We start from the raw sequence: 19,068 nt of genomic DNA on the forward strand, positions 1-19,068 counted from the left end.
GACCTTAGACAAGCCTCATCGTTGCAGCTCAGAAGGCACTTTCGCTTTTCCGATCATGCTCCGGACGCGACCCCGGATGAAACACGCAGGCTAGTCCACCCGATCGAGCAGCTGGACGCTGTGCCGGCCCCGCGCCTCGTGCCCTGGCTAGCCTCTCCGCTCCGGGACCGAACGGAAGAGGAACGGTGGCTCAACCGGCGACCGCTCCGGGCGTAGCTGCACCAGCTACCCGCGGGCGGCACTGTGGCTGGCGCCGCCCGCGTGCAGGAGGGCTTCCACACCATCCCGGTACCAGGGCATCCGCTGGCTGGCCTGATCCACGGGCACCCAGGCGACCTCGGTCACGTCGTCGTCGTGCTCGCTGACGGCCGGCTCGTCTGAGAGCAGTTCGGCGCTGAACACAGTGAACACGTCGTGCAGGTCCTCCGTGATGCGTTCGCTCACGTCAACGATCCGCCGAGCCTCGACCACGACGCCGGCTTCCTCCTTGGCTTCGCGCACGGCGGCCTCCGCCAGGCTCTCGCCCGCCTCGCGTCGGCCTCCGGGCAGGCTCCAGCTGTCCTCGTTGCGTACGAGCAGCACCCGCTGGCGGTCGCTGTCGCTGATCAGCGCGTAGGCCACATCAATGCGGTCCGCTGGCATCGCCACTTCCTCTCGGTCCTGCGCGATTGTTCCAGGGCTGGGCCCCGGACGCGGGCGACAGTCCTGGGGCACTGAAACGGCCACGGCCCCGAAGCGGGGGCCGTGGCCGTTATATCGCGTACCCCTACTGGGGCGGGTGTGAATCCTCGCCCGGGCTGGCTTCCTGCACCCCTGACCCGTGGACGTCCTCCCATGTGGGCCCGGTCGGACAGTCGGCGAAGCACAGGACGCCGGCGGCGGCGCCGCAGTCCTCACACGGGTCGGGGATATAGAGGTCGGTCATGGTTGCCGTTCTTCGAGTGTCGAGTCGTGGGCAGGCGGGGGCGGTACTTCGACCAGTCGGCCGATCACGGGGGCCATGCGCAGCGCATAGACGGCGGGCCCGTGGGCGTTGGCGAAGCCGCGGCAGATCGCCCCCTTCGTCCCGGGCGGGGCCAGGGCGGGCAGCGTCGAGTGGCAGACGATGTGCCCTCGGCGGGCCAGTGCTTCCTGGGCGAGCTGGCGCAGCCGTCCGGGCGCGAGGTGCATCAGGTTCCCCGGCCGGTAGATGCATGTGTCGCACAGGTCGGCGAGGACCCGGACCTCCCCTGTGGCGGGGTCCGCGACGGCCGGCGCCGGGTCGTCGTCCGGGTCGGTTTGGGCTTCGCTGTACTTCACGGTGTCCCCCTGGTTGTGGTCGGTAGGGCTGGGCGGGCCACGGCCGGGGCGGGCGCCAAGCGCCCGCCCCGGCCGGACGATCAGCGGTCTCGGCGGCGAAGGCGGTCTTCGCGCTCCTGCCGGATCCCGTCGGTGATCTCGTCCACGGAGCCCGTCATCGCGAGCTGCTCCATCAGGAGTTTGGCGAGAAGGTAGCGCGGGTCGACCGTCCTTGCCCGGTCGAGGGAGATGAGCGCGGCCGGGATCTCCCCGGCGACGGCGGCGGCGTACCCGGCGAGGGTCAGGGGTGCGGCGGCGAAGGTCGTGCTGTCGCTGGCGCAGCGGCGGACGAGCAGTGCCCACAGCTCGCGGGCGCGCGGGAGTTCGCTCGGTTCGCTGTAGCCGAGTGCGACGTCCCGCAGGGGCTTGTGCCGCAGGCCGACGATCAGCTCTGCCGTCTGCTCGGGGGTGAGGTCCGTCAGTGGGGTGTCGTCTCCGCCACCCAGCAGCAGTCGGTCGAAGATCGCCGCGAGCCGTTCGGTTTCGGCGTCGAAGCTGGTGGACCGCACGCGCTCGGCTCGCAGGCCGACCGCCTCCACGATCGCAGCCCGTTGAGCTTCCGCGTCTTTCCCGGTGACGGGATCGAATGCGGCGAGGATCTTTGCTTCGCTGGGCGGCGTCGGGATGCCGACGGCGCGGGCGTTCATGGTGACCACGCCCGGGTTGTCCGGGCCGTCCACAGGCATTCCCTCGACCCGGTAGTGGGGGTTGTCGTGGTGGTAGACCCACCAGTGAGTCGGGGTCACGAATATGACGCCGAGAGTGTCGATGCCGTGGGCCTCGGCCGAGAGTAGAAGCGCGTCCGCGAGCACCCGGTGTCGGCACATCGCGTTGTAGCCGTCGCTGGCGTCCTCCTGGTTCGCGCACAGGTACAGCAGGATGTCGGCCGGTCCGGTGGCGAACTCCTCCAGGCGATGCAGGGTGTTGTGCATGATCTGGTGGCCGGCCTCGTGCGGGTCGTCCGTGTCATCGGGCAGCTCGAACTTCTGGCTGAACAACGGACCGTCGCGCATGGTGTCGTGGGCGAGGACGAACAGCGTGCCGTCGGGGCCGTCGGGCTGGTAGCTCAGCAGGTAGGGCAGTGCTTCGACGGCTTGCGCGGCGTTCCTGATGTCGAAGACAGGCACCGTGTTGATGTTCATGGGGTTCCTATCGGGTGGGTCCGGGTTCGCGGCCCGGACCGGCATCAAAGAGGCTTGCGTCTCTTTTCTTGACTCAAGTCTATTTGGGGGCAGGGTTGTTGGGCACACCCCAGGCCGGACGAATCGGGGGCAGCTCGCGCGCGGGCGGGCCCGCGCCGGGCCGGGCAGGCACATGGGCGCCTGCCCGGCCTGGCTTATCGGCCGTCAGCTCCGGTCACGCAGCCGACGGGCCCTCTCCGAGCGCAGGTGCCGTCGCATCAGGCCGACCGTGCCGAGGTCAACACCAGCCCTCTGCCCCGTCATGTGAATTTCGAGGATCGCCACGAGTGCCTCCGCGCTGGGATGGTCCGGGCGCAGGGCAGCCGCGCGGGTGAGAGCGGCGGCGGCACCCGCGTTGTCGCCGTCCAGCAGCAAAGCCAGCCCGAGCAGGGCATACGGGGCGCCGGCCAGAGTCTCGTGCCGCCCGACACACAGGCGGATCGCGCGATTCCACAGACCAGCCGCTCGGGCCGTCTCCGATGCCTCGCAGTACTCGGTCGCTGCATCGAAGACAGGCCCGTTCTGGACGGCGAGGAGCAGTCGGGCGACGTCCCGGTCCGCGACAGCGCCAGCGGCGTGATCGCTGGCCATGGCGGAGTCGAGGAGGAGCAGCATGCGCCGCTTCATGGCTTCGTGGCCGGCGGCCAGTTCGTCGGCGAAGTCGTGGAAGACGTCGTGAACGAGGGCGCTGGCGCGTGCGCCATCGTCGGCAGGATGGGGGACGTTGGGGGTGTGGCTGGACATGACTTTCCTCGCTGCGGAGGGCCGCGCCGGTCGTCGGCGCGGCTGGGGTGACGTGAAGTGGGCGCCGTGGCGGCCGGGGGCACCGCCCCCGGCCGCCGGGACGATCAGGCCGCGAGCAGCATGGACTTGGCGAGGTCCTTGAGGTCGTTCTTCTGATCGGCCAGCAGGGTGGTCATCGCCAGGTTGTTGCGGTGCTCCTGCTCGCTCAGCGCCTCGGGCACCTTGACGTTGCGGAAGTAGTCGTCGAACTCGATGACGGCCTGCAGAGCGGCCCAGCGAGTGCCCCGGATGTTGTCCTGGGTGTCGGCCTCCCGGAACAGGTGGTGCAGGCGGTCGCGCCGCTCCTCATGTGCCGTGACCAGGTTCTTGCGGGCACCCTCAGCCGGGGGCGTCCACAGCTGGGCAATCAGCTTGTCGAACTCCTGGTTGGTCATCGCGGTCTGGAAGAGCTGGGTTGCCTCCGCCTCGAAGGCGGCCGCGTACCGCTCCGTGAAGCCGAGGGTCTTGCGAGCCTCCTCCAGATCGGTCAGCGCGTCCTTGGTGTGGCGGATCTTCCAGACGCGGTCCGCCTCCTCAACCGCGAGGTCGAGGGTGTTGGTGCAGACGGCCCGGACCGGGGTTTCGACGGCGACGGCAGCGGCGCGGCCGTCGTGACTGTTGGCGAACAGGGTGTAGAGGTCGATGCGGTCGGCCGCGCCCTCGGGGTCGAGGGTGATGCTCGGCGACTTGGTGGACATGAAGACGACTCGGCCGCCGTCGAGGGCCCCGGCAGTCTCATAGGTGACGTGGCCGCCGCCGACAAGCTCGTCCAGGAAGGCGAAGGCGTCGCGGTTCTGGATGGGGTTCCAGGTGTTGCCGACCAGGCCGCCGAGCCAGTCACCCGTGTCGTCGCGGAAGGTGCCGAAGCGGTTGGGGATCTTCTTGCCGAGCTTGCCCTTGTGCATGGAGAGCAGCGGGCGCTTCTCGACCAGCCAGTTCAGCTTGGCGAGGTGCAGGACCTCCTCGCTGGTCATGGCCTCCTCGGTGACGGTGCCGAGGCCGTGCCAGGCGGGCTGGCGGTGGGAGTAGAAGGCGGCCTCGCCGGTGGTGTTGTCGATGGCCCCGAGGTCGGCGCGGCCGGTGATGACGTCGCTCTGTCGCATGGGTGGGTCTCCTGTGTGGTGTGGTCCGGGTTCGCGGCCCGGACTGGCAACCTTTCGGACTTTCGTCCGCTTTCTTGACTCAAGTCTAAATGCTGGGGCGCGCCCTTGGGCACACCCAACTTCGGCTCGCAGCAGGCATGCTGGAGGCGGCGTGGTCGTACTCGAGGAAGAGAGGGCCGGGGGAACTGGAGAGTGACGGTCCTTGATCAGCTTGGCCTGACGGCTTGTCGACTGACACACTCGGCGGGGTCCTCGCGGAGCTCCGCCGGCGCGGTGCCCGGCCAGTGAGCCGGCACTCCGCGCGCTTCACGCTGGTGCGTTGCAGGAAGGGAGCCCGACTGGTGGATGACGAGCCACTGGAGTCGTGGATGGCCCGGCGGGAGGCGTCCCGCCGCCAGGTAGGTGCCTTGAAGGTGGTGCGGCTGGACGGCAGCGAGGGCGCCGCGCACGTCCGGCCGGAGGAACCGCGGCTGGTGTTGCGGTGGGACGGCGTGCAGTGGCTGCCGGAGTCGGTCGTTGGCGACTACGCGGCGGCGCAGCGCCTGCTGCACGGGATCGACGGGGACGGCACCGTCCGGCCGGTGCCGTCCCCGAACCTCGGGCGGGGCACCGGCCGCCACAGGAAGCCGCGGTGACGAGCGCTGGCCCGCCCCGGGGGCGGTACTAGCCGCGCTTGCGGTTGCGCAGCTCCAGGCCGGCTTCCTTCGCGTAGCGGGTGATCAGGGCGGACTCCAGCCCCGACGCCTCGGACAGCTCATAGACGGTGCGGGTTCGGTCCGGGTAGGCGGCCACGACGGCCTCGCGGCGCAGCCTGCGCATCTCGGTCAGCGTCGAATCGACCTCGGCCAACGGCTCGCGCAGGGCCGCCATGATCTCGACATGGGTGAGGCCGGCCTCCTCGAGGGCCTTGACCGCCTCCTTTAGGGCCTTGGCGGCGCCGGCCAGCGCCGTGCCCGGCTTCCTGCCGCTCATGATGCTCCTCGCGTGATGGCCCGGCTGCCCGGACGGGGTACGACGTCATGTCTATCAGTCCGCCCGAGGGCAGTGCGAGCAACGCCCACACCGCCCTCCACGGGTTAGTCCGGCTCGCCCGCCGTGGGCACCGTGCGTCGGAGCGGCATCCCGTCGTGGAGCAGCGCCCCGATGTCGGTCACCTCGAGTTCCATGGACGAGTGGGGGGCGGAGCCGGCAGCGCGCCCGGAGCGCTGCTGCAGGGCACCGATCACGATCACTCGGTCGCCCGCGCGGAAGGTCTCGGCGATCAGCTGGGCCATGCCTCGCCAGGCGATGCACCGCAGGAGCAGCGGCCCGGCGGCCGCGCGTCGCTTGCCGCGCTCGGCGAGTGCGGGGCGCTGTTCGAGGGTGAACGTGACGTTCTGGACGGGGCTGCCGGGGATCCGGTGGAGCTCCGGGCCTTTGGTGATGCGGCCAATCAACGTCTGGGTGGTCACGGTCACCAGCCCCGTCCGGGCGCGTGGCCGGCCAGCTCGGCAGCGTCTGTGACGGCGGCCGCGTCCAAGCAGCGGGCGAGGATCAGCAGGTGCCGGGCGTCGTCCAGGGCGTGGTGCCGACGCGTCTGCTGGTCGGGCAGTTCGTCCGGATCCACGCCGAGGCGGTGCGCCTCCTGCCGCAGGTCGTTGGTCCAGTCCGGGACCGCGTCCGGCAGATCCAGTTCCGTGCCGTACAGCTGGCAGAGCAGGACATGGGCGTGGGCTCCGCGCCACGACCAGAGTTCGAGGTCGGGCACGGCCGCGAGGAAGTCGGTGACCTCTGCGGCGATGCGGCTGCGCACCTTGACGTCGGGGTGACTGCGGTCGAGGTGGCGGTCACCGCGTGTCGGCAGGTGGGGCCATGCGGCCATGCGCAGCGACGGGTCCGCGAGGACATGGCTGGCAGACAGCCCCCGGTTGACCGCGTAGTAGGTCCCGCCGTCCTCGCGGACCAGGCCGATGCTGACCAGGGCGAGCCGGTCGCTGTAGTCGAGGTACTGAGCGCTGTAGAAGACCCGCACGGTCCCTCCAGGGATAGCAGTGTGGATATCGGTCGCGGTGGTCGGGCTGGCCAGGTGCGGTTCTCCACGTACTGGCCGTTGGCCGTACTGCTGCGGGGCCGGGGGAGGGCGGTAGTGCGCCCTGCCCCGGCGCTACGTCAGGGCAGCAAGTCGGCGACCAAGGCGGTGGCGTTGTCCGCGTACGGCTGGCTCCCGGTCGCGGCGAGGGAGCGTTGGACGGCAGTGGCGGTCAGGACGCGGGCAACCTGGCCGGGGGCGCCGACGAGGTGGTCGGCCAGGAGCTGCCCGGCGTCCTCGTGCGGCTCATACGCCCCATCGGAGGCCAGGAGCAGGCGGCACGGCTCCATGCCACGGGTGATCGACTCGATCGCCGGGTGCCCGTACCGCTCCTTGACCTCATCATCGCCGAGCGATGAGCCGAGGCAGGAGGTGATGACGTTGCGGCTGCCGCCGAACACACGGCGCACGTTGTGGTCGTTGGTCAGGCACTCGACGGTCCCGCGCGGAGTCAGGACGTAGGCGCGTGAATCCCCGCACCAGGCCACGGTCAGCGGCTTGCCTGGGGCGGCGACGGCCACGACTGCGGCGGCCTTCGGCGGGCGCGCGTAGGGACTGCCGTCGGCGCGCTCGGTGGCGTAGGCGGTGTAGACGGCGCGCAGGCCCGCTTCCGCGTCGCCTCGGCGTGCGGCGGCGCGGGCGAGACGGCGGGCGGCGTCACGCACCCAGCTTCGGACGGCCTCGCTCTCGCCGATGCCGTCCAGCAGGACGTAGGCCCGCACGCCGGCGGGGGTGGTGGAGACAGCGGTGGCGTCGCACTGGTTGGCGCGCAGGCCGACGTCCTGGGCCGTGGCGTAGTTGCGGATGGGCATGGGGCCCCCTCTCGTGGGCCGGGGCTTCGCATTCCCCGGCTGGCAGGACCAGCCTCGCAGCGCAATTGACTTAGGTCAACTATTTGGACGCTGGTTAATTATCTAGCGGGCTGACTGTCGGCTCGCCGCCTTGCAGGTACGGCCCGAGGGCCGCCTCGATCAGTCCGCGAGCCGTCCGCAGTGCCTCGTTCCAGCCTTCCGACCACCGGTCCTCACCCCGCTGTTCACCGAGGGAGGCCACCGACGACAGGGCCGCGAGCATCGCCGGGACCGGCAGGATGACAACGCGCGTCGCCCCGCCGTGCCCGTGGATTGCCTCGATGTCCTGCCCGCGGTCCCAGGCGACGGTCGAGCCCCGCTCGCCTCGCCATCGGGTGACCGCGCCGGAGCCGGCAGCCATCGAGAAGTAGCAGCCCTCAGCTACCGTCCCGGTACCAGAAACCCCGGACACGTCAATGTCGCGGCGCAGCACGTAGGGCGTGGGCGGAGCGGGATGGAACTGCTGGACGAGGGCGGACAGGCGGTCCGCGAGGTTTCGGCTCATGCCGCGTCCCGGGCCGACGCCAGCGCTCCGGTGTGGGTGCCCTTCGGGTCCTTGCGGATGGAGCTGCCGGCCATCGGGAGCGCGCGGCGGCTGTCCGCGAGGTCCTTGAAGCGCTCGTGCGGGCGGAAGCGGGGTACCCGGCGCGCCGGGACCTTCACCTTCTCACCGGTCTGGGGATTGCGGGCGAGGCGGCTGGCGTGCTCGACCGGCTCGAAGGCACCGAAGCCGGTGACAGAGACTGTGTCACCGGCGACGACGGCGCGAACGATGGTGTCCAGCACTGCCTCAACGGCGGCGGTGGCGGCGCGCCGGCCTCCGAGCTGGGGAGCGAGGCGCTCGATGAGGGTGTTCTTGTTGACCTTCATTTGCGTTCCTGTCCTGGGTTGGGCGGGTGTGGTGTGGTGCCGGGCCGGGCGCCGGTTCAGTCGTCACGGCGCCCGGCCCGGGGCGTGGGGCGGTCCCTACACGGCCAGGTGCGGCACGGGTGCCGGGGCCGGGCTGGGAGCGGGAAGAGGTGGGGTGACGACCGGCTTGGCCGGGCCGGGCGGCGTGGCGCAGCCGGGCTGGGCGGGCTGGGATGCCGGGATGGCGGGCGGCTGGTGGGGTGCGTCGGCGGTGCGCGCCACGGCGGCGCCGCTGATGGTGCCGAGCACCAGTCCGGCGAGGAGAGAGCCGACGAACAGAGCGGGGCTGCGCATGGCGGGTTCCTTCCTGAGGTGGGGCCTGACCGGCCCCGCCCGGGGGCGAGGCCGGTCAGGTTCCGGTCAGTGGCTGGGGGTCGGGCGGCCAGGCACCAGGGGCGGCAGGCTGGTCGGGGCGGGCGAGGGGCTGGAGCTTGCCGACGGGCTCAGCACGGGGGCCGGGCTCGCGGTCGCGGTGGGCGACGGGGCGGGCGCGCAGATCGTGGGCGCGCCGGTCGGGGCGGGCGCCACCGGGGAGGGGGCGGTCTGCACGTGGGTGACGGTCACGGTGACGGTCGGGACGGGGGCGGGCTGCTCGGCCGTCTGGGTGACGACGGCCGGGGCGGGGGTGAGGCCCGGGGCCGGGACGGCGGGCGCCACCGGCAGGGCCGGGGCGGCCGGAACCAGGCCGGGGGCGGCCGGGGCCTGCGTCGGCAGGGCCGGGAGGGTTGGAGCCTCGGTGTTGAGCTGGGCCGGGGCCGCCGTCAGGGTCGGCACGAGGTTGGTCGGGACGGGCTGGGCGCTCGGGGCCGGGGCGGCGGCCGGGCGGCCCATCACGACGGAACCGGCGACGAACCCGGCGGCGGCGAGGCCGAGGGCGACCACGGTCCGCTTGTCGAGGCGCTTGGCGGCCGGGCGGGTGCCGGTCTCGCTCTGGGTGTTGGCCTCGGTGGCGGGGGTGTCGGTCATGGGGCTGTACTCCCTGGGTGTTTGGCCGGGGCTTCGCGTTCCCCGGCTGGCAGGACCAGCCTCGCACAGAATTGACCTGAGTCAAATAACTAGACCTAGGTAACTTTGGGTTCGGGGTGGGCACTCAAAGCGCCCACCCCAAAGCCGAGTTGACCACGACCTACCGGCTGCGCAGGCCGTGAGCGGTCTGGTAGGCGTACAGCCAGGTCACCGGCCCCGTCAGCCCGCCCGCCGGCCCCAGGTCGCCGACGTAGTACTCCTGGAGGGCCTGGACCTTCTGGAGGTCCAGGCCCTCCATGTCCTCACTCGGCCCGACCCGGTACGGGGGACCCCAGCCGGCGGCCTGAAGCCAGGCCTGCAGCTGCTTGGCGTACGGGCTGTGCGCGCCGAGGACGAAGTGCTCGCGGCCCGGGAACGGCGGGGCCGGAATCTGGAGCTGCTGGCCGACCTGGATCAGGTCGGGGTCGGAGATGCCATTGAGGGTGACGAGCTGCGTCACGCTCGTCTCGAACCGCCCGGCGAGCGCGCTGAGCGTGTCACCCGGCTGCACCGTGTAGATGCCGGCGCCGTCGCCCGAGGGCTGCGGCGCTGCCCCGCCGCCTCCGCCATCAGCGGGCCTGGGTGCGCCGCGCTGGATCCAGCCGTACAGGTCGTCGCCCGGGCAGTCCGTGGCGTACCCGTCACGGTGGCCGCGCACCTCACCTCCGGCACCGCCGGACGCCTGGCAGTACTCGATGGCGTCGACCAGGCCGTCCAGCATCGCGTCCGTCGGCGAGGTGATGCCGGAGGTTCCGACCATCGCGCAGACCGCGTAGTGGCCGGTGTTCAGCGCCGAGTTGCCGTTGGCGCCGTTCTTCCGACCCAGGCCCCGCCCTTCGAACACGGACCCGTGCGGGCACACGACGAACGAGTACGCGATGTCGATCCAGCCCTCGGACGCGTTCGCCATGTGCGAGGCCTGGATCGCGCGGACGTGGCCGGCGCAGCGGCCGTGGTCACCCAGCAGGGTGTCGGGCACCGGGGAGCCCTCGTAGTGGATCTTCACGCCCCGGGTGGAGCTGATCCCGGCGTAGGAGCCGGTGGGCGCCGCTGCGCCCCATTCGGCACGGGAGACGAGCTTCATCGGCCCGCCTCCCGCCCGCAGGCGGCCCGGCGGTTGCTCTTCTGGTGGGTCGGCACGATGTCCTCCCGTGTGGGGTGGTTGGTGTGCCGGGAAGCTATGCCGGGCCCGGGGTTAAGGTCGCGCCGTCAGCTGTCGGTCTTCTCGATCAACACGCCGTCCTCGTAGACGAATCGGCGCACTCCCTCATAGCTGCCGGGTAGGAAGATCGGCACCGTGCCGCCGCCCTCGGCCGGCATCAGTCCAGTGCCGTAGCCGGCGGCCAGCACCATCACCCATTCCTCGGGCTTGGCCTCCGAGAAGCCTTCCGGCACAGCGGAGCCCTCGGGGACGCGCGAGCCGGTGGCGCGGCGGGCGTGTTGGCGGGCCATGTGCGGGCACAGCTTCAGTGCGGCCTCCGCGCAGCCCTCGTGCATCGGCGGGTCGCTGTAGGCGCCGGCCTCCGCTGCGCCGGGGCCGCCGAGGAATGCGACGACGTCGACTATCGGTTCGGCGCACAGCCCGCACCGCCCCTTTATGGCCAGGAACAGTGCGGTCGGGCCATCGATGGACACGTAGTCGGCAGTGCCGTCCGGCCGCTCGTTCACTGCGGGGATCGGCAGTCCGCGCCGGGGGTCAACCGGCCGGGCGGCCAGGGCTGGCGGCAGCTCGTACAGGGTGGTCTTCGACATGTCTCCTCCAAGCGCCCCCGTCGCAAAGGGGGCTGGCAACTACGGGATGACCGCGCCCGTGCCGGCTTCTGCTCCGGTACCGGGCCTGACGGCATCAGCAGCGCGCGCCCGGACCGGTCGCTGGTGAGTCCGGGAGAGCGCGCAGTGGGGCCCGCACGGACGGGCCCCACTACAGTCCCCACCGCTGCCGGGGCGGACAACAGGGCTCAGCGCAGGGAGCGGACCACACCTTCCGGGGCCATCCCCTCAGCGTCGAGCAGGTCTTCCGACACCCAGTAGGGCTCGACCAGCGCGGAGTCCGCGACGGTACGGCCCGGGCCGCACCATACGGTCTTCAGGTGCCCGCTGCGCTGATGAGGGGGCAGTCGCCAGCCGCCCCGCCCGCTGCTCCCTGTAGGCGCTGGCCTGGGGCCCTTTCGGTCCTGCTGGGCCCGGACACGGGCCGCCTTGAGGGCAGGGCCCAACCGCCACCCCAATCGCAGGAACCGGTCGGGCTTCTTCCAGGAGCGCTGCTGGTCACGTTTGGCGCTCTTGCCCTTGCCCGCGCCCTTCGACGTGGCCGGGGAGGCCTCCTGAATGTCCGCCTTGGACGAGCACAGGTACATGGCGAGCCGCAGAACGTGCCCGATGAAGCTCACCTCACACTCCGTCGGCTCCTCGCGGCCCGCCCTGCGCGCGTTGCGCAGCGCCAGGTCTCGCACGGTGAATCGCGCCTCGGAGTCTGTCGGGATGGAGCAGTACAGGTAGTCCAGCCCGACCGTGCGCCGCTCCTCGCTCCGGTACTCGACCACCGCCACGGCAGTCAGCTCGCCCATGCGCGGGTCGGTGGTGTGGCACAGCAGGGTGCTGTCCTGCACCCGTCCGCACAGCATCACGGCCAACAGCAGGCCAGGCCCGCCGTCCAGCGCCACGCACGGCCATGGCTCGGCGAGGACGAGCATGGGGTTGTTCGGTCGCCGCAGCCGGCGGAACACACCTCCGGCCATCATGCCGACCGCGTAGCTCTGGAGTTCGGATCCCATGTCGGGGTGCACGGCATACACGCACTTCTCCCGGCCCCACAGCCTCCACATCGCCGACAGGGTCGTCATGTTCCTGATCTCGTGCACGCCCAAGTCACCAGGAGACCCAGCAGCGATCATGGCGCCGCCCTCGATCGCCTGCTGGGGCAGCAGCCCGAGTCCCATGCGGCGCAGGATGCGGTCTGCGGTCTGCATCTCCCACTCCACCCGCTCCGCCGCCTCGGCCACCATGCGGCCGACGATCACGTCCTTGCTGGCCATCTCGACCCCTCCACCCCCCGGGCCCGGCGGCCCGACGTCTCCCACACTCACCAACGGGGCCGAATCAGGACAACAGCCCTATATGGCAGGAGACTTGGCGATTCAGGACTCGGGGCCTTCAATGAGCTCGGCGTCGACGACCTGCGCGTCCTCCTCCAGCTCTGCGGCGAACTCCTCGCGGATCTGCGCGAGCCGGGCCGACAGGCGGTCGATGTCCTCGCCAGCCCCGCTCGCAACTGGCAGCTCGCCTCCGCCCGCCGGCGCCAGCTCGATGCGAGCCTGCGCCGCGCGGCCGAACGTCTCCGGCGCGAGGCAGGCGAGCAGGAACTGCGCCGCGCGCCAGTCCGGCTGCGCGAAGTCCCGCTCCGTCTGAACCACCTGCTGGCCGGTCTCCGGGTCGCGCACCATCCGGGTCCGCTCCCGAAGCACGTGGCCGCCCTGCGCGGCCTTCCGCACCAGCAGCACCAGCTGCGCCTTGCCCTCGCTACGCGCGCGCATGAACCTGTCGCGAAACTCGCGAAACTGCCGCTCCCCCGCCCTCGCCCGCTGCCCGCCCTCGATACGCTGCTGCTCCTGCTCCCCCCGCTCCAGCCACCGGTACACGGTGCTGGCGTGCACGCCGGCCATCGGCGCCGCGTCACTCACCGGCACGCCGGCCCGGACGGCGTCGAGCAGCCTCTTCTCCACCTCCGGTTCGAGGGCTGGGCGGCGGCCGGGGCGGCCGGAGCGAGAGGTATCCACAGTGGGGCACCGTACGTCGAAGGGCCGGTCAAGGGCGCTCTGACGGCCGCGCCCAGCACGGGCCCCAGGAGAGCCGTCAGGATGGGCTCTCGGTGGTCAGCCCGTCCGGCCGAAGCGGCCAGCCCGACGCTGGCACAGACGGGCAGCGACCTGTTCCTGGCTTGGGCGGGTCCAGGCGTGCCAGCGGCCACGCTCCGTCCACTGGCGGGCATGCCCGCGCTCCGGGAGTCCGCAGTACGCGCAGCCGCCGGGCTCAACAGCATTAGCGGGAGAGAGTTCGTCGTTCACGAGTTCCTCGTCTGGTGTGGCTCGACAGTCCGGACACGGCTGCGCCCGGCACCACGTGGTGCCGGGCGCAGCTGCGGGGCTTCTACTCCCAGCCGAGGTTGTAGACGAGCTCGTCGTACGCGTAGCCAGTAGCGCCGCTGACGACCTGGGGCAGCGCCACCGCGTGCACGCTGACACCCGACACCTCGTCCACGTAGTCCGTCTCCACCGGCCAGCCGATGGTGGACTGCCGGGGCCCGTCAGCGGTCTCCCAGAGGACCACCAGCAGGGCATCGGCGGGCAGGTCCGCCAAGCGGCCGTGCAGGAACGAGACGCGCATCGCGGCGGTGTCTGAGGCGTGGAGCTGCGGAAGCGCGACAACGGGGACGCGTCGGCCGGACTCGTCGCGCACCGGGGCCTTCACCGGCCAGCCCAGGAGGGTGCGGCTCTCACCCTCGGGGTCGTGGTGGTCGGCGACGACAAGGTAGTCGCCCGGCATCTGCTCAAGCTGGGCGCGCAGATCGCCGACTCGGATGGCGGTCGCGGGGACCTCGAGGGGAACGGTCAGCAACATCATGGTGGTGGTCTCCTTGACCTGTAGGCGGCCGGGATTCGCGGTCCCGACCTGGCTCTGCCATCCTCCACTGCGGACACGGACCTTGGGCACAACTCCCCTACTGACTCAGGACGGTGAGGGCATCAGGGCGAGGACTTCGGCGCGACGGGCGGGCTCGGTGTCCATCACGCCGGACAGGTGCGTGGTGACCATCGCCGCGTCGTGTGCGCGGGCGCCTCGCAGCGTCATGCAGGCGTGCTGGGAGCGGATCAGGCACGCCGCGCCTTGGACATCCAGGCTGCCGACCAGGGCGTCGACCACCTGCCGGCCGAGCCGTTCCTGTACCTGCGGCCGCGCCGCGTACTCCTGGGCGAGACGGGCGAGCTTGGACAGACCCACGATGCGGGCCCCTGGCGCGGGCAGGTAGGCGACCGTGGCCCGGCCGGGGAACGGCAGGACGTGGTGTTCGCACAGCGCGACGAACGGCACGTCGACGGCGGCGATGATGCCCGGCCGTTCGTCCTCGGGCGGGAAGGTGACCTTCAGGTGACGAGCGGGATCGAGGTGGACGCCCGCGGTCAGCTCGGCGAGCGCCCGGGCCATCCGGCGAGGCGTGTCGGCCGTGGACTCGCTGTCGCACGGGATGCCGAGGGCTGCGAGCAGGCCGGCGGCGTGAGCAGTGGCGTCGGCCAGGTCCACGCCTTCGGGAACAGGGGTAGTGGTGGTCATCGGTTGCGCTCTCCAGGCCACAGCAGCACGTGCTGCCGCATCGACAGGTTCCAGTTGCGGCCGATCACGTGCTCGGCCAGGGAGCGCGCCACGTCGATGGTGCGCTCGGCGGTCGTTCCTTCGGGCATCACCCACACGGCGTGCGGCGGAATGCGGAAGCGATCAACCAGTACGGCGACCTCCTCGAGGTCGTCCGGACCGGTAGCCACGAACTTGAAGCGGGCCCGGTCCCGGTGGCTGAGGTCCGCGAACGCCTCCAGAGCGTCGGGGACGATCCGCCGGTCCTCAGCAACGCCGGAGTTCGCGAGCTTGGGGCTCACGTTGAACGTCAGCCGCGGTACGCCGAGGCTGACGGGCTTCGGCGCGATCGTGCCGTTGGTCTCGATCTCGACCCGGCGGGTGGTGTGGCGCAGCACAGCCATCCAGGAGCGCCAGGCATCGGTGCCCTGGTGCAGCAGGGTCTCGCCGCCGGTCATCACGATGATGGCGTGCGGGTGCTCGGCGGCCCACTCCGCAAGGTCGACCACCGGCACGCGGGTGATCTCCTTGCGCAGGTCGAACCGCTTGCCGTCCCAGGAGTACGGGGTGTCGCACCAGCTGCATGTCAGGTTGCAGCCGCCCAGGCGCAGGAAGAGGGCCAGCCGGCCTGCGGACGGCCCTTCCCCCTGCACCGTCGGGCCGAACTTCTCCACAACGGGCAGGCTGGCCGGCAGAACGAGGGCGCTCACTGCTGCGCCGCCGTCCACGACGCAGCGTTGACCGCGGTCTCGGACACGCGCACGTGGGAGACGACGGCGCCTGCGGCCCTGGGCAGGGTATGCAGGGCGTCGGTGGCGACCCGGCTCAGGAGCTCGGCGACGGCTTCGACGCTCGGCCAGCCCAGGTCGGAGGCGTGCTGCTCCTGCTCGGTCGGGTCGTCCGCGCCGAACCGGAACAGCTTGCTGCCGTGTCCGGCAAGGATGGGCACGAGCGGGTCGGTGCTGCCGAGCATGGCGCCGTGGTCGAGGAACGTGTCGATCCACTCGCGCAGGGCCCGCTTGAACCCTCCGAACTCCACGACGGTGCCGGCCGCGAGATTGGGCGAGGTGACGGTGATCTCGGCCCACCAGCTGTGACCGTGCAGGTTCTCGCACTTCCCGGCGAGGTGCGGAAGCCTGTGGGCGGTCTCGAAGTTGTGCCGCACGGTGACGGCGTGCCGCACGGTGAGGGCGCTGTTGTCACTCACGCCTTGTCCTCCTTCGGCAGACGGACGACGGCGCCGGCCTCTCCGTCCTCGGAGACGGCCACCTCGTCCAGGCGCAGTCCCATCCCGGCCAGGTGCTCGGCAAGGGCGCGGGCCAGGGCCTCACACGAGGCGGATCCGCACTCGCGGTCGCCCGGGCCCCACCAGGCGCGGACGTGGTCGGCGAGGTCGTGGAACTCGGTGTCGCGGTCGTCGTGGCCGACGTGGACGGTGGCACGGATGTGGAACAGGTGGCGGTGCCGGGCGCGCAGGTAGGCGCGGTGCTCGGGAGCGGCCGGCCAGTGGTGGAAGCCGGGCAGCCGGACCTCCGCCCACACGGTCGCGGTCGGCGCGCCGGGGCTCGTGATCATGGTGTCTCCTTGTCGGTGATGGGCGGGTAGGACTGTTGGCCGATTAGCTGCTCCCTGGTGGTCCGCGCGAGGCTCCACACGGTGGTGGTGGCCTCGACGGTCTGTGCGCACATGAGGCAGCAGGGCGTACGTCCTCGTGTCGGGTGGGCCGGCTGGTCGAGGTCGTAGCTGAACCCGCGGTCGATGACGCCGACCTTGCGCAGCAGCGCGGAGTCGATTCGCACGTCGGGCCAGCGCAGAGGGCCGAGCCAGGTGGAGGAGTCGCAGGAGTCCGGCGGCACGGCCAGGCACCACTCGTTGACCGTGAGGCCGAGGACGTGCACCCACAGGTCGGGGTACCGGCGGTGCCGCTCCCACAAGGTGTGCAGGAGCCTCAGCCGCACCGGGGCGGGGGCCTGAACGACGTTGCCGAAGCAGATCCGGTCGTACTGCTGCGCCAGCTCGTCGAAGTAGTCCCAGCCGTCCACCAGCGGGTGGTAGACCGGGATCGGCGCGAGTCCTTCGCCCTCCAGCCGGGCGCGGGTGCGGATCTTGTTGTCCCGGCCGCCCTGGTCCAGCTCGATGTAGCCCCACAGCCGGTCGCCGTGGCGCTGCACCAGCTCGATGTACCGGGCGTACAGGTTTTCGAAGCCGTCGATCTGCTCAGGGGCCAGGCGTAGCGCCTCGTCCATGGAGACGCCGGGGTTTGCCCGCTTGTACTGGTTGGTCAGCCAGAAGATGCCGCTGTCCAGCAGCACCTTGTGGCCGGCGTCCAGCAGTTCGACCAGCCGGCGTTCATGGCCGGCGGTCAGCAGGTCGTTGGTGGCGAGCAGGACGTACGACGGGTAGTGCTCGGAGTCCCCGGCGGCGAAGTAGATGTGCCGGTTCTGCGGGTCGAAGGCGCCGCCGCCGGTCTTCTTCAGCGCGGGCCTCTTGGTCCGGGCGGGGCTCATCGAAGCGCCCCTTCCTGGTCGGTGCGGGCGGGGGTTGGGCCAGTCAGGTCCTCCACGCGGTGCGCGGCGTGATGCCAGCACCGGCCGAGAGCGGTGGCGGCGTCCGCGCAGATGCGGGCTGCGGCCTCGTAGGAGGTGGTGTCGCCAGGGGCGTAGCGGAACCCGGCAGGCAGGTTGCCGACACGGCGCAGCATGGCGGTCTCGATGCGCTGGTGGTTCCAGCGCAGCGGCGCCAGCCAGGACGAGGAGTCGCAGGAGTCCGGGGCCAGCGGGAGGCACCATTCGTTGGCGGTCAGGCCGAGCGCGTGTATCCACAGGTGTGGATAGGCGCGGCGGCGCTCCCACAGTGTGTGCAGGATCCGCAGCCTGACCGGGGCCGGTGCCTGGACGATGTTGCCAACGCAGATCCGGTCGTACTGTGACGCGAGCTCATCGAAGTAGTCCCAGCCATCCACCAGCGGGTGATAGACCGGGATCGGCGACAGGCCAAGCTCCTGGAGGCTGGCACGCTGCGCACGCTTGTGGACCAGGCCGCCCTGGTCCAGCTCGATGTAGCCCCACAGCCAGTCCCCGTAGGTGCGGGCCAGGTAGACGTAGCGCTCCCGCAGCTCCTCGAAGCCGTCGATCTGCTCGGGCGGCAACGCCAGGGCCTCGTCCATCGACACCCCGTGCGCGCGTCGGTGCCGGTTGGTCAGCCAGAAGATCCCCGAGTCCAGGAGAACGCGGTTCCCGGCATCCAGGAGGCCGCGCAACCGCTGCTCCTCGCCGGTGCCCATCAGCTCGTTCACGGCGGTCAGCACGTACGGACCGGCGTTGTACTCTCCTCCGCCGGCCGTGAAGTAGATCGGCCGCTCGGCGGGGTCGAAGGTGCCCCCTGCGGTCGGCAGGACCGCTGTCACGACAGGTCGTCCACGAGGACGGGTTCCTGCCCGCTGATCCGCGCCCACTTGTCTAGGAGGTGACCGGCCAGGTACCGCTCGGGCTGCACCATCACCAGCCGCCGCCCCGCCGCGCGGTCGGCGAAGGGTGCCAGCGGGGTCGGGTAGGGCAGGAACAGGCTGTCCTCGATGAGCAGAGGCGACCAGGCCGGCCAGCCGTCGAAGACCTCGGCGACCACGAGGCGGTGTTCGCCCAACTCCCACACCTGGCCCTTCTCGACCTGGTGCTCGGGTTCGCCAACGGTCACGCCGGCCAGGGCGAGCAGGTCACCGCGGGCAGGCTCGCCTGCGGCGTCGTCCGGCTCGTTCTGCGCGCCGGTCTCGTCCTCCTCCTCGCCGGTGGCTAGATCCGCGAGGAGCGCGTCGAGCTGCCCGCGGTCGAAGCCGGTGGCGGCGAACAGGTCGGCGTCGACGCTCTCCAGGCCACTCAGCATGTCCGCCAGGTCCGCGTCGTCCCAGCCGCCCTTGGTAGTCAGGTGGTTGGAGGCGATCAGGTACGCCTCGGCGTGTGCGTCGTCGCGGGACGCCCAGCCGCGCACCACCGGGACGGTCCACGACCCGTCGCTGCTGACCACGACACCGTCCGGCGCGGGCTTTCCCGCCTCTCGGCGGCGGGCGAGCGTGTCGTACCGCCCGTGGCCAGCGACGAGGCGGCCAGTGCGTTCGTCCAGAAGGCCCGGCTCGGTGAAGTCGAATTGATCGACGGACGCATCCAGCCCGCCGGAGTCGTGCCCCTTGGGGTTACGTTCGGCGGGCCGGATGTCTTCCAGCAGCATGTAGTCGATGTAGCGAGGGGCAGCCATGAGCGGGGAACCTAGGCGGCCCCGATGTGTTAGGTCGCGTCGAGCTAACTTCCTGACTCCCTGTGAGGGTTCAGCGCTCTGCGCCGCCCGGTCCCGGGTGGGCCAAGCGCGCCCGGGTGGGGCCCAGACGACTGAACGGGTCTCCGAAAGCCGCTACGAGTCCGTCGTAGATCGGCGTGCCGGCGTCACGCGAGCCGTCGGCCGTCGCGATGGGCGTGGGCACGGGGACGACGACC

26 protein-coding genes are annotated in these 19,068 nt (G+C 71.3%); 1 reads left to right on the forward strand and 25 read right to left on the reverse strand.

The window, feature by feature from the left end:
- Positions 1 to 225 precede the first annotated feature (225 nt).
- The 5 genes from ACZ52R_RS39320 to ACZ52R_RS39340 form a co-directional block, all read right to left on the reverse strand.
- The gene (locus ACZ52R_RS39320) at positions 226 to 642 is read right to left on the reverse strand and encodes an NUDIX domain-containing protein (protein ID WP_465755173.1); all 417 of its coding nucleotides are present in this window, start codon (positions 640 to 642) and stop codon (positions 226 to 228) included.
- A 279-nt stretch (positions 643 to 921) separates the two neighbouring features.
- Positions 922 to 1,299, reverse strand: coding sequence for a hypothetical protein (locus ACZ52R_RS39325; protein ID WP_465755174.1), 378 nt, complete (start codon positions 1,297 to 1,299; stop codon positions 922 to 924).
- An 80-nt stretch (positions 1,300 to 1,379) separates the two neighbouring features.
- Complete coding sequence (locus tag ACZ52R_RS39330) at positions 1,380 to 2,480, reverse strand: DUF4192 domain-containing protein (protein WP_465755175.1); 1,101 nt, start codon at positions 2,478 to 2,480, stop codon at positions 1,380 to 1,382.
- Positions 2,481 to 2,684: 204 nt separating this feature from the next.
- The gene (locus tag ACZ52R_RS39335; protein ID WP_465755176.1) at positions 2,685 to 3,263 is read right to left on the reverse strand and encodes a DUF4192 family protein; all 579 of its coding nucleotides are present in this window, start codon (positions 3,261 to 3,263) and stop codon (positions 2,685 to 2,687) included.
- A gap of 104 nt (positions 3,264 to 3,367) precedes the next feature.
- Positions 3,368 to 4,405: a DUF932 domain-containing protein gene (locus ACZ52R_RS39340; RefSeq protein WP_465755177.1), complete on the reverse strand. Its 1,038-nt coding sequence runs from the start codon at positions 4,403 to 4,405 to the stop codon at positions 3,368 to 3,370.
- 341 nt (positions 4,406 to 4,746) lie between these two features.
- Between ACZ52R_RS39340 and ACZ52R_RS39345 the strand changes: the two genes are divergently transcribed.
- Positions 4,747 to 5,040: a DUF6087 family protein gene (locus ACZ52R_RS39345; protein ID WP_465755178.1), complete on the forward strand. Its 294-nt coding sequence runs from the start codon at positions 4,747 to 4,749 to the stop codon at positions 5,038 to 5,040.
- A 28-nt stretch (positions 5,041 to 5,068) separates the two neighbouring features.
- On the opposite strand, the gene ACZ52R_RS39350 is transcribed toward ACZ52R_RS39345, so the two are convergent.
- The 20 genes from ACZ52R_RS39350 to ACZ52R_RS39445 all read right to left on the reverse strand — a co-directional run bounded on the left by ACZ52R_RS39350 (position 5,069) and on the right by ACZ52R_RS39445 (position 18,832).
- Entirely contained in the window at positions 5,069 to 5,377 is a 309-nt protein-coding gene (locus tag ACZ52R_RS39350) for a hypothetical protein (RefSeq protein ID WP_401001255.1), read from the reverse strand.
- A gap of 104 nt (positions 5,378 to 5,481) precedes the next feature.
- Entirely contained in the window at positions 5,482 to 5,862 is a 381-nt protein-coding gene (locus ACZ52R_RS39355) for a single-stranded DNA-binding protein (protein ID WP_401001257.1), read from the reverse strand.
- The gene (locus ACZ52R_RS39360; RefSeq protein ID WP_465755179.1) at positions 5,859 to 6,416 is read right to left on the reverse strand and encodes a 3'-5' exonuclease family protein; all 558 of its coding nucleotides are present in this window, start codon (positions 6,414 to 6,416) and stop codon (positions 5,859 to 5,861) included. The genes ACZ52R_RS39355 and ACZ52R_RS39360 overlap by 4 nt, the downstream gene beginning before the upstream one ends.
- A 137-nt stretch (positions 6,417 to 6,553) precedes the next feature.
- Entirely contained in the window at positions 6,554 to 7,285 is a 732-nt protein-coding gene (locus ACZ52R_RS39365) for a PP2C family protein-serine/threonine phosphatase (RefSeq protein ID WP_465755180.1), read from the reverse strand.
- Positions 7,286 to 7,379: 94 nt separating this feature from the next.
- A complete protein-coding gene (locus tag ACZ52R_RS39370) occupies positions 7,380 to 7,829 on the reverse strand; it encodes a hypothetical protein (protein ID WP_401001263.1) in 450 nt (149 codons plus the stop codon).
- Entirely contained in the window at positions 7,826 to 8,194 is a 369-nt protein-coding gene (locus tag ACZ52R_RS39375; protein ID WP_465755181.1) for an HU family DNA-binding protein, read from the reverse strand. The genes ACZ52R_RS39370 and ACZ52R_RS39375 overlap by 4 nt, the downstream gene beginning before the upstream one ends.
- 96 nt (positions 8,195 to 8,290) lie before the next feature.
- Positions 8,291 to 8,527: a hypothetical protein gene (locus ACZ52R_RS39380; RefSeq protein ID WP_465755182.1), complete on the reverse strand. Its 237-nt coding sequence runs from the start codon at positions 8,525 to 8,527 to the stop codon at positions 8,291 to 8,293.
- Between the two features lie 66 nt (positions 8,528 to 8,593).
- On the reverse strand, positions 8,594 to 9,199 hold the full coding sequence (locus tag ACZ52R_RS39385; protein WP_465755183.1) for a hypothetical protein: 606 nt from the start codon (positions 9,197 to 9,199) through the stop codon (positions 8,594 to 8,596).
- 160 nt (positions 9,200 to 9,359) lie between these two features.
- A complete protein-coding gene (locus ACZ52R_RS39390; protein WP_465755184.1) occupies positions 9,360 to 10,322 on the reverse strand; it encodes a LysM peptidoglycan-binding domain-containing protein in 963 nt (320 codons plus the stop codon).
- Between the two features lie 125 nt (positions 10,323 to 10,447).
- On the reverse strand, positions 10,448 to 10,990 hold the full coding sequence (locus ACZ52R_RS39395; protein ID WP_465755185.1) for a hypothetical protein: 543 nt from the start codon (positions 10,988 to 10,990) through the stop codon (positions 10,448 to 10,450).
- A 206-nt stretch (positions 10,991 to 11,196) separates the two neighbouring features.
- A complete protein-coding gene (locus ACZ52R_RS39400) occupies positions 11,197 to 12,273 on the reverse strand; it encodes an AcrVA2 family anti-CRISPR protein (RefSeq protein ID WP_401001272.1) in 1,077 nt (358 codons plus the stop codon).
- A gap of 102 nt (positions 12,274 to 12,375) precedes the next feature.
- Positions 12,376 to 12,960, reverse strand: coding sequence for a hypothetical protein (locus ACZ52R_RS39405; protein WP_465755186.1), 585 nt, complete (start codon positions 12,958 to 12,960; stop codon positions 12,376 to 12,378).
- Between the two features lie 424 nt (positions 12,961 to 13,384).
- Positions 13,385 to 13,858 carry a hypothetical protein gene (locus ACZ52R_RS39410; RefSeq protein ID WP_465755187.1) on the reverse strand — a complete coding sequence of 158 codons (474 nt, stop codon included), beginning with the start codon at positions 13,856 to 13,858 and terminating at the stop codon, positions 13,385 to 13,387.
- A gap of 105 nt (positions 13,859 to 13,963) precedes the next feature.
- Complete coding sequence (gene folE, locus ACZ52R_RS39415; protein WP_401001275.1) at positions 13,964 to 14,566, reverse strand: GTP cyclohydrolase I; 603 nt, start codon at positions 14,564 to 14,566, stop codon at positions 13,964 to 13,966.
- Complete coding sequence (locus ACZ52R_RS39420) at positions 14,563 to 15,294, reverse strand: 7-carboxy-7-deazaguanine synthase QueE (protein WP_465755188.1); 732 nt, start codon at positions 15,292 to 15,294, stop codon at positions 14,563 to 14,565. Before ACZ52R_RS39420 ends, folE begins: the two co-directional genes overlap by 4 nt.
- Positions 15,291 to 15,791, reverse strand: a complete 501-nt coding sequence (locus tag ACZ52R_RS39425) for a 6-pyruvoyl trahydropterin synthase family protein (RefSeq protein WP_465755189.1) — start codon at positions 15,789 to 15,791, stop codon at positions 15,291 to 15,293. The genes ACZ52R_RS39420 and ACZ52R_RS39425 overlap by 4 nt, the downstream gene beginning before the upstream one ends.
- Positions 15,788 to 16,159, reverse strand: a complete 372-nt coding sequence (locus ACZ52R_RS39430) for a hypothetical protein (RefSeq protein WP_465755190.1) — start codon at positions 16,157 to 16,159, stop codon at positions 15,788 to 15,790. The genes ACZ52R_RS39425 and ACZ52R_RS39430 overlap by 4 nt, the downstream gene beginning before the upstream one ends.
- Positions 16,156 to 17,091 carry a hypothetical protein gene (locus tag ACZ52R_RS39435; RefSeq protein ID WP_465755191.1) on the reverse strand — a complete coding sequence of 312 codons (936 nt, stop codon included), beginning with the start codon at positions 17,089 to 17,091 and terminating at the stop codon, positions 16,156 to 16,158. The genes ACZ52R_RS39430 and ACZ52R_RS39435 overlap by 4 nt, the downstream gene beginning before the upstream one ends.
- Positions 17,088 to 17,990, reverse strand: coding sequence for a hypothetical protein (locus ACZ52R_RS39440; protein ID WP_465755192.1), 903 nt, complete (start codon positions 17,988 to 17,990; stop codon positions 17,088 to 17,090). The genes ACZ52R_RS39435 and ACZ52R_RS39440 overlap by 4 nt, the downstream gene beginning before the upstream one ends.
- Positions 17,987 to 18,832 (reverse strand): ParB N-terminal domain-containing protein, encoded by an 846-nt coding sequence (locus ACZ52R_RS39445; protein ID WP_465755193.1) that lies wholly within the window; start codon positions 18,830 to 18,832, stop codon positions 17,987 to 17,989. Before ACZ52R_RS39445 ends, ACZ52R_RS39440 begins: the two co-directional genes overlap by 4 nt.
- Positions 18,833 to 19,068: the final 236 nt, after the last annotated feature.

Source organism: Kitasatospora sp. NPDC034023, assembly GCF_055575795.1.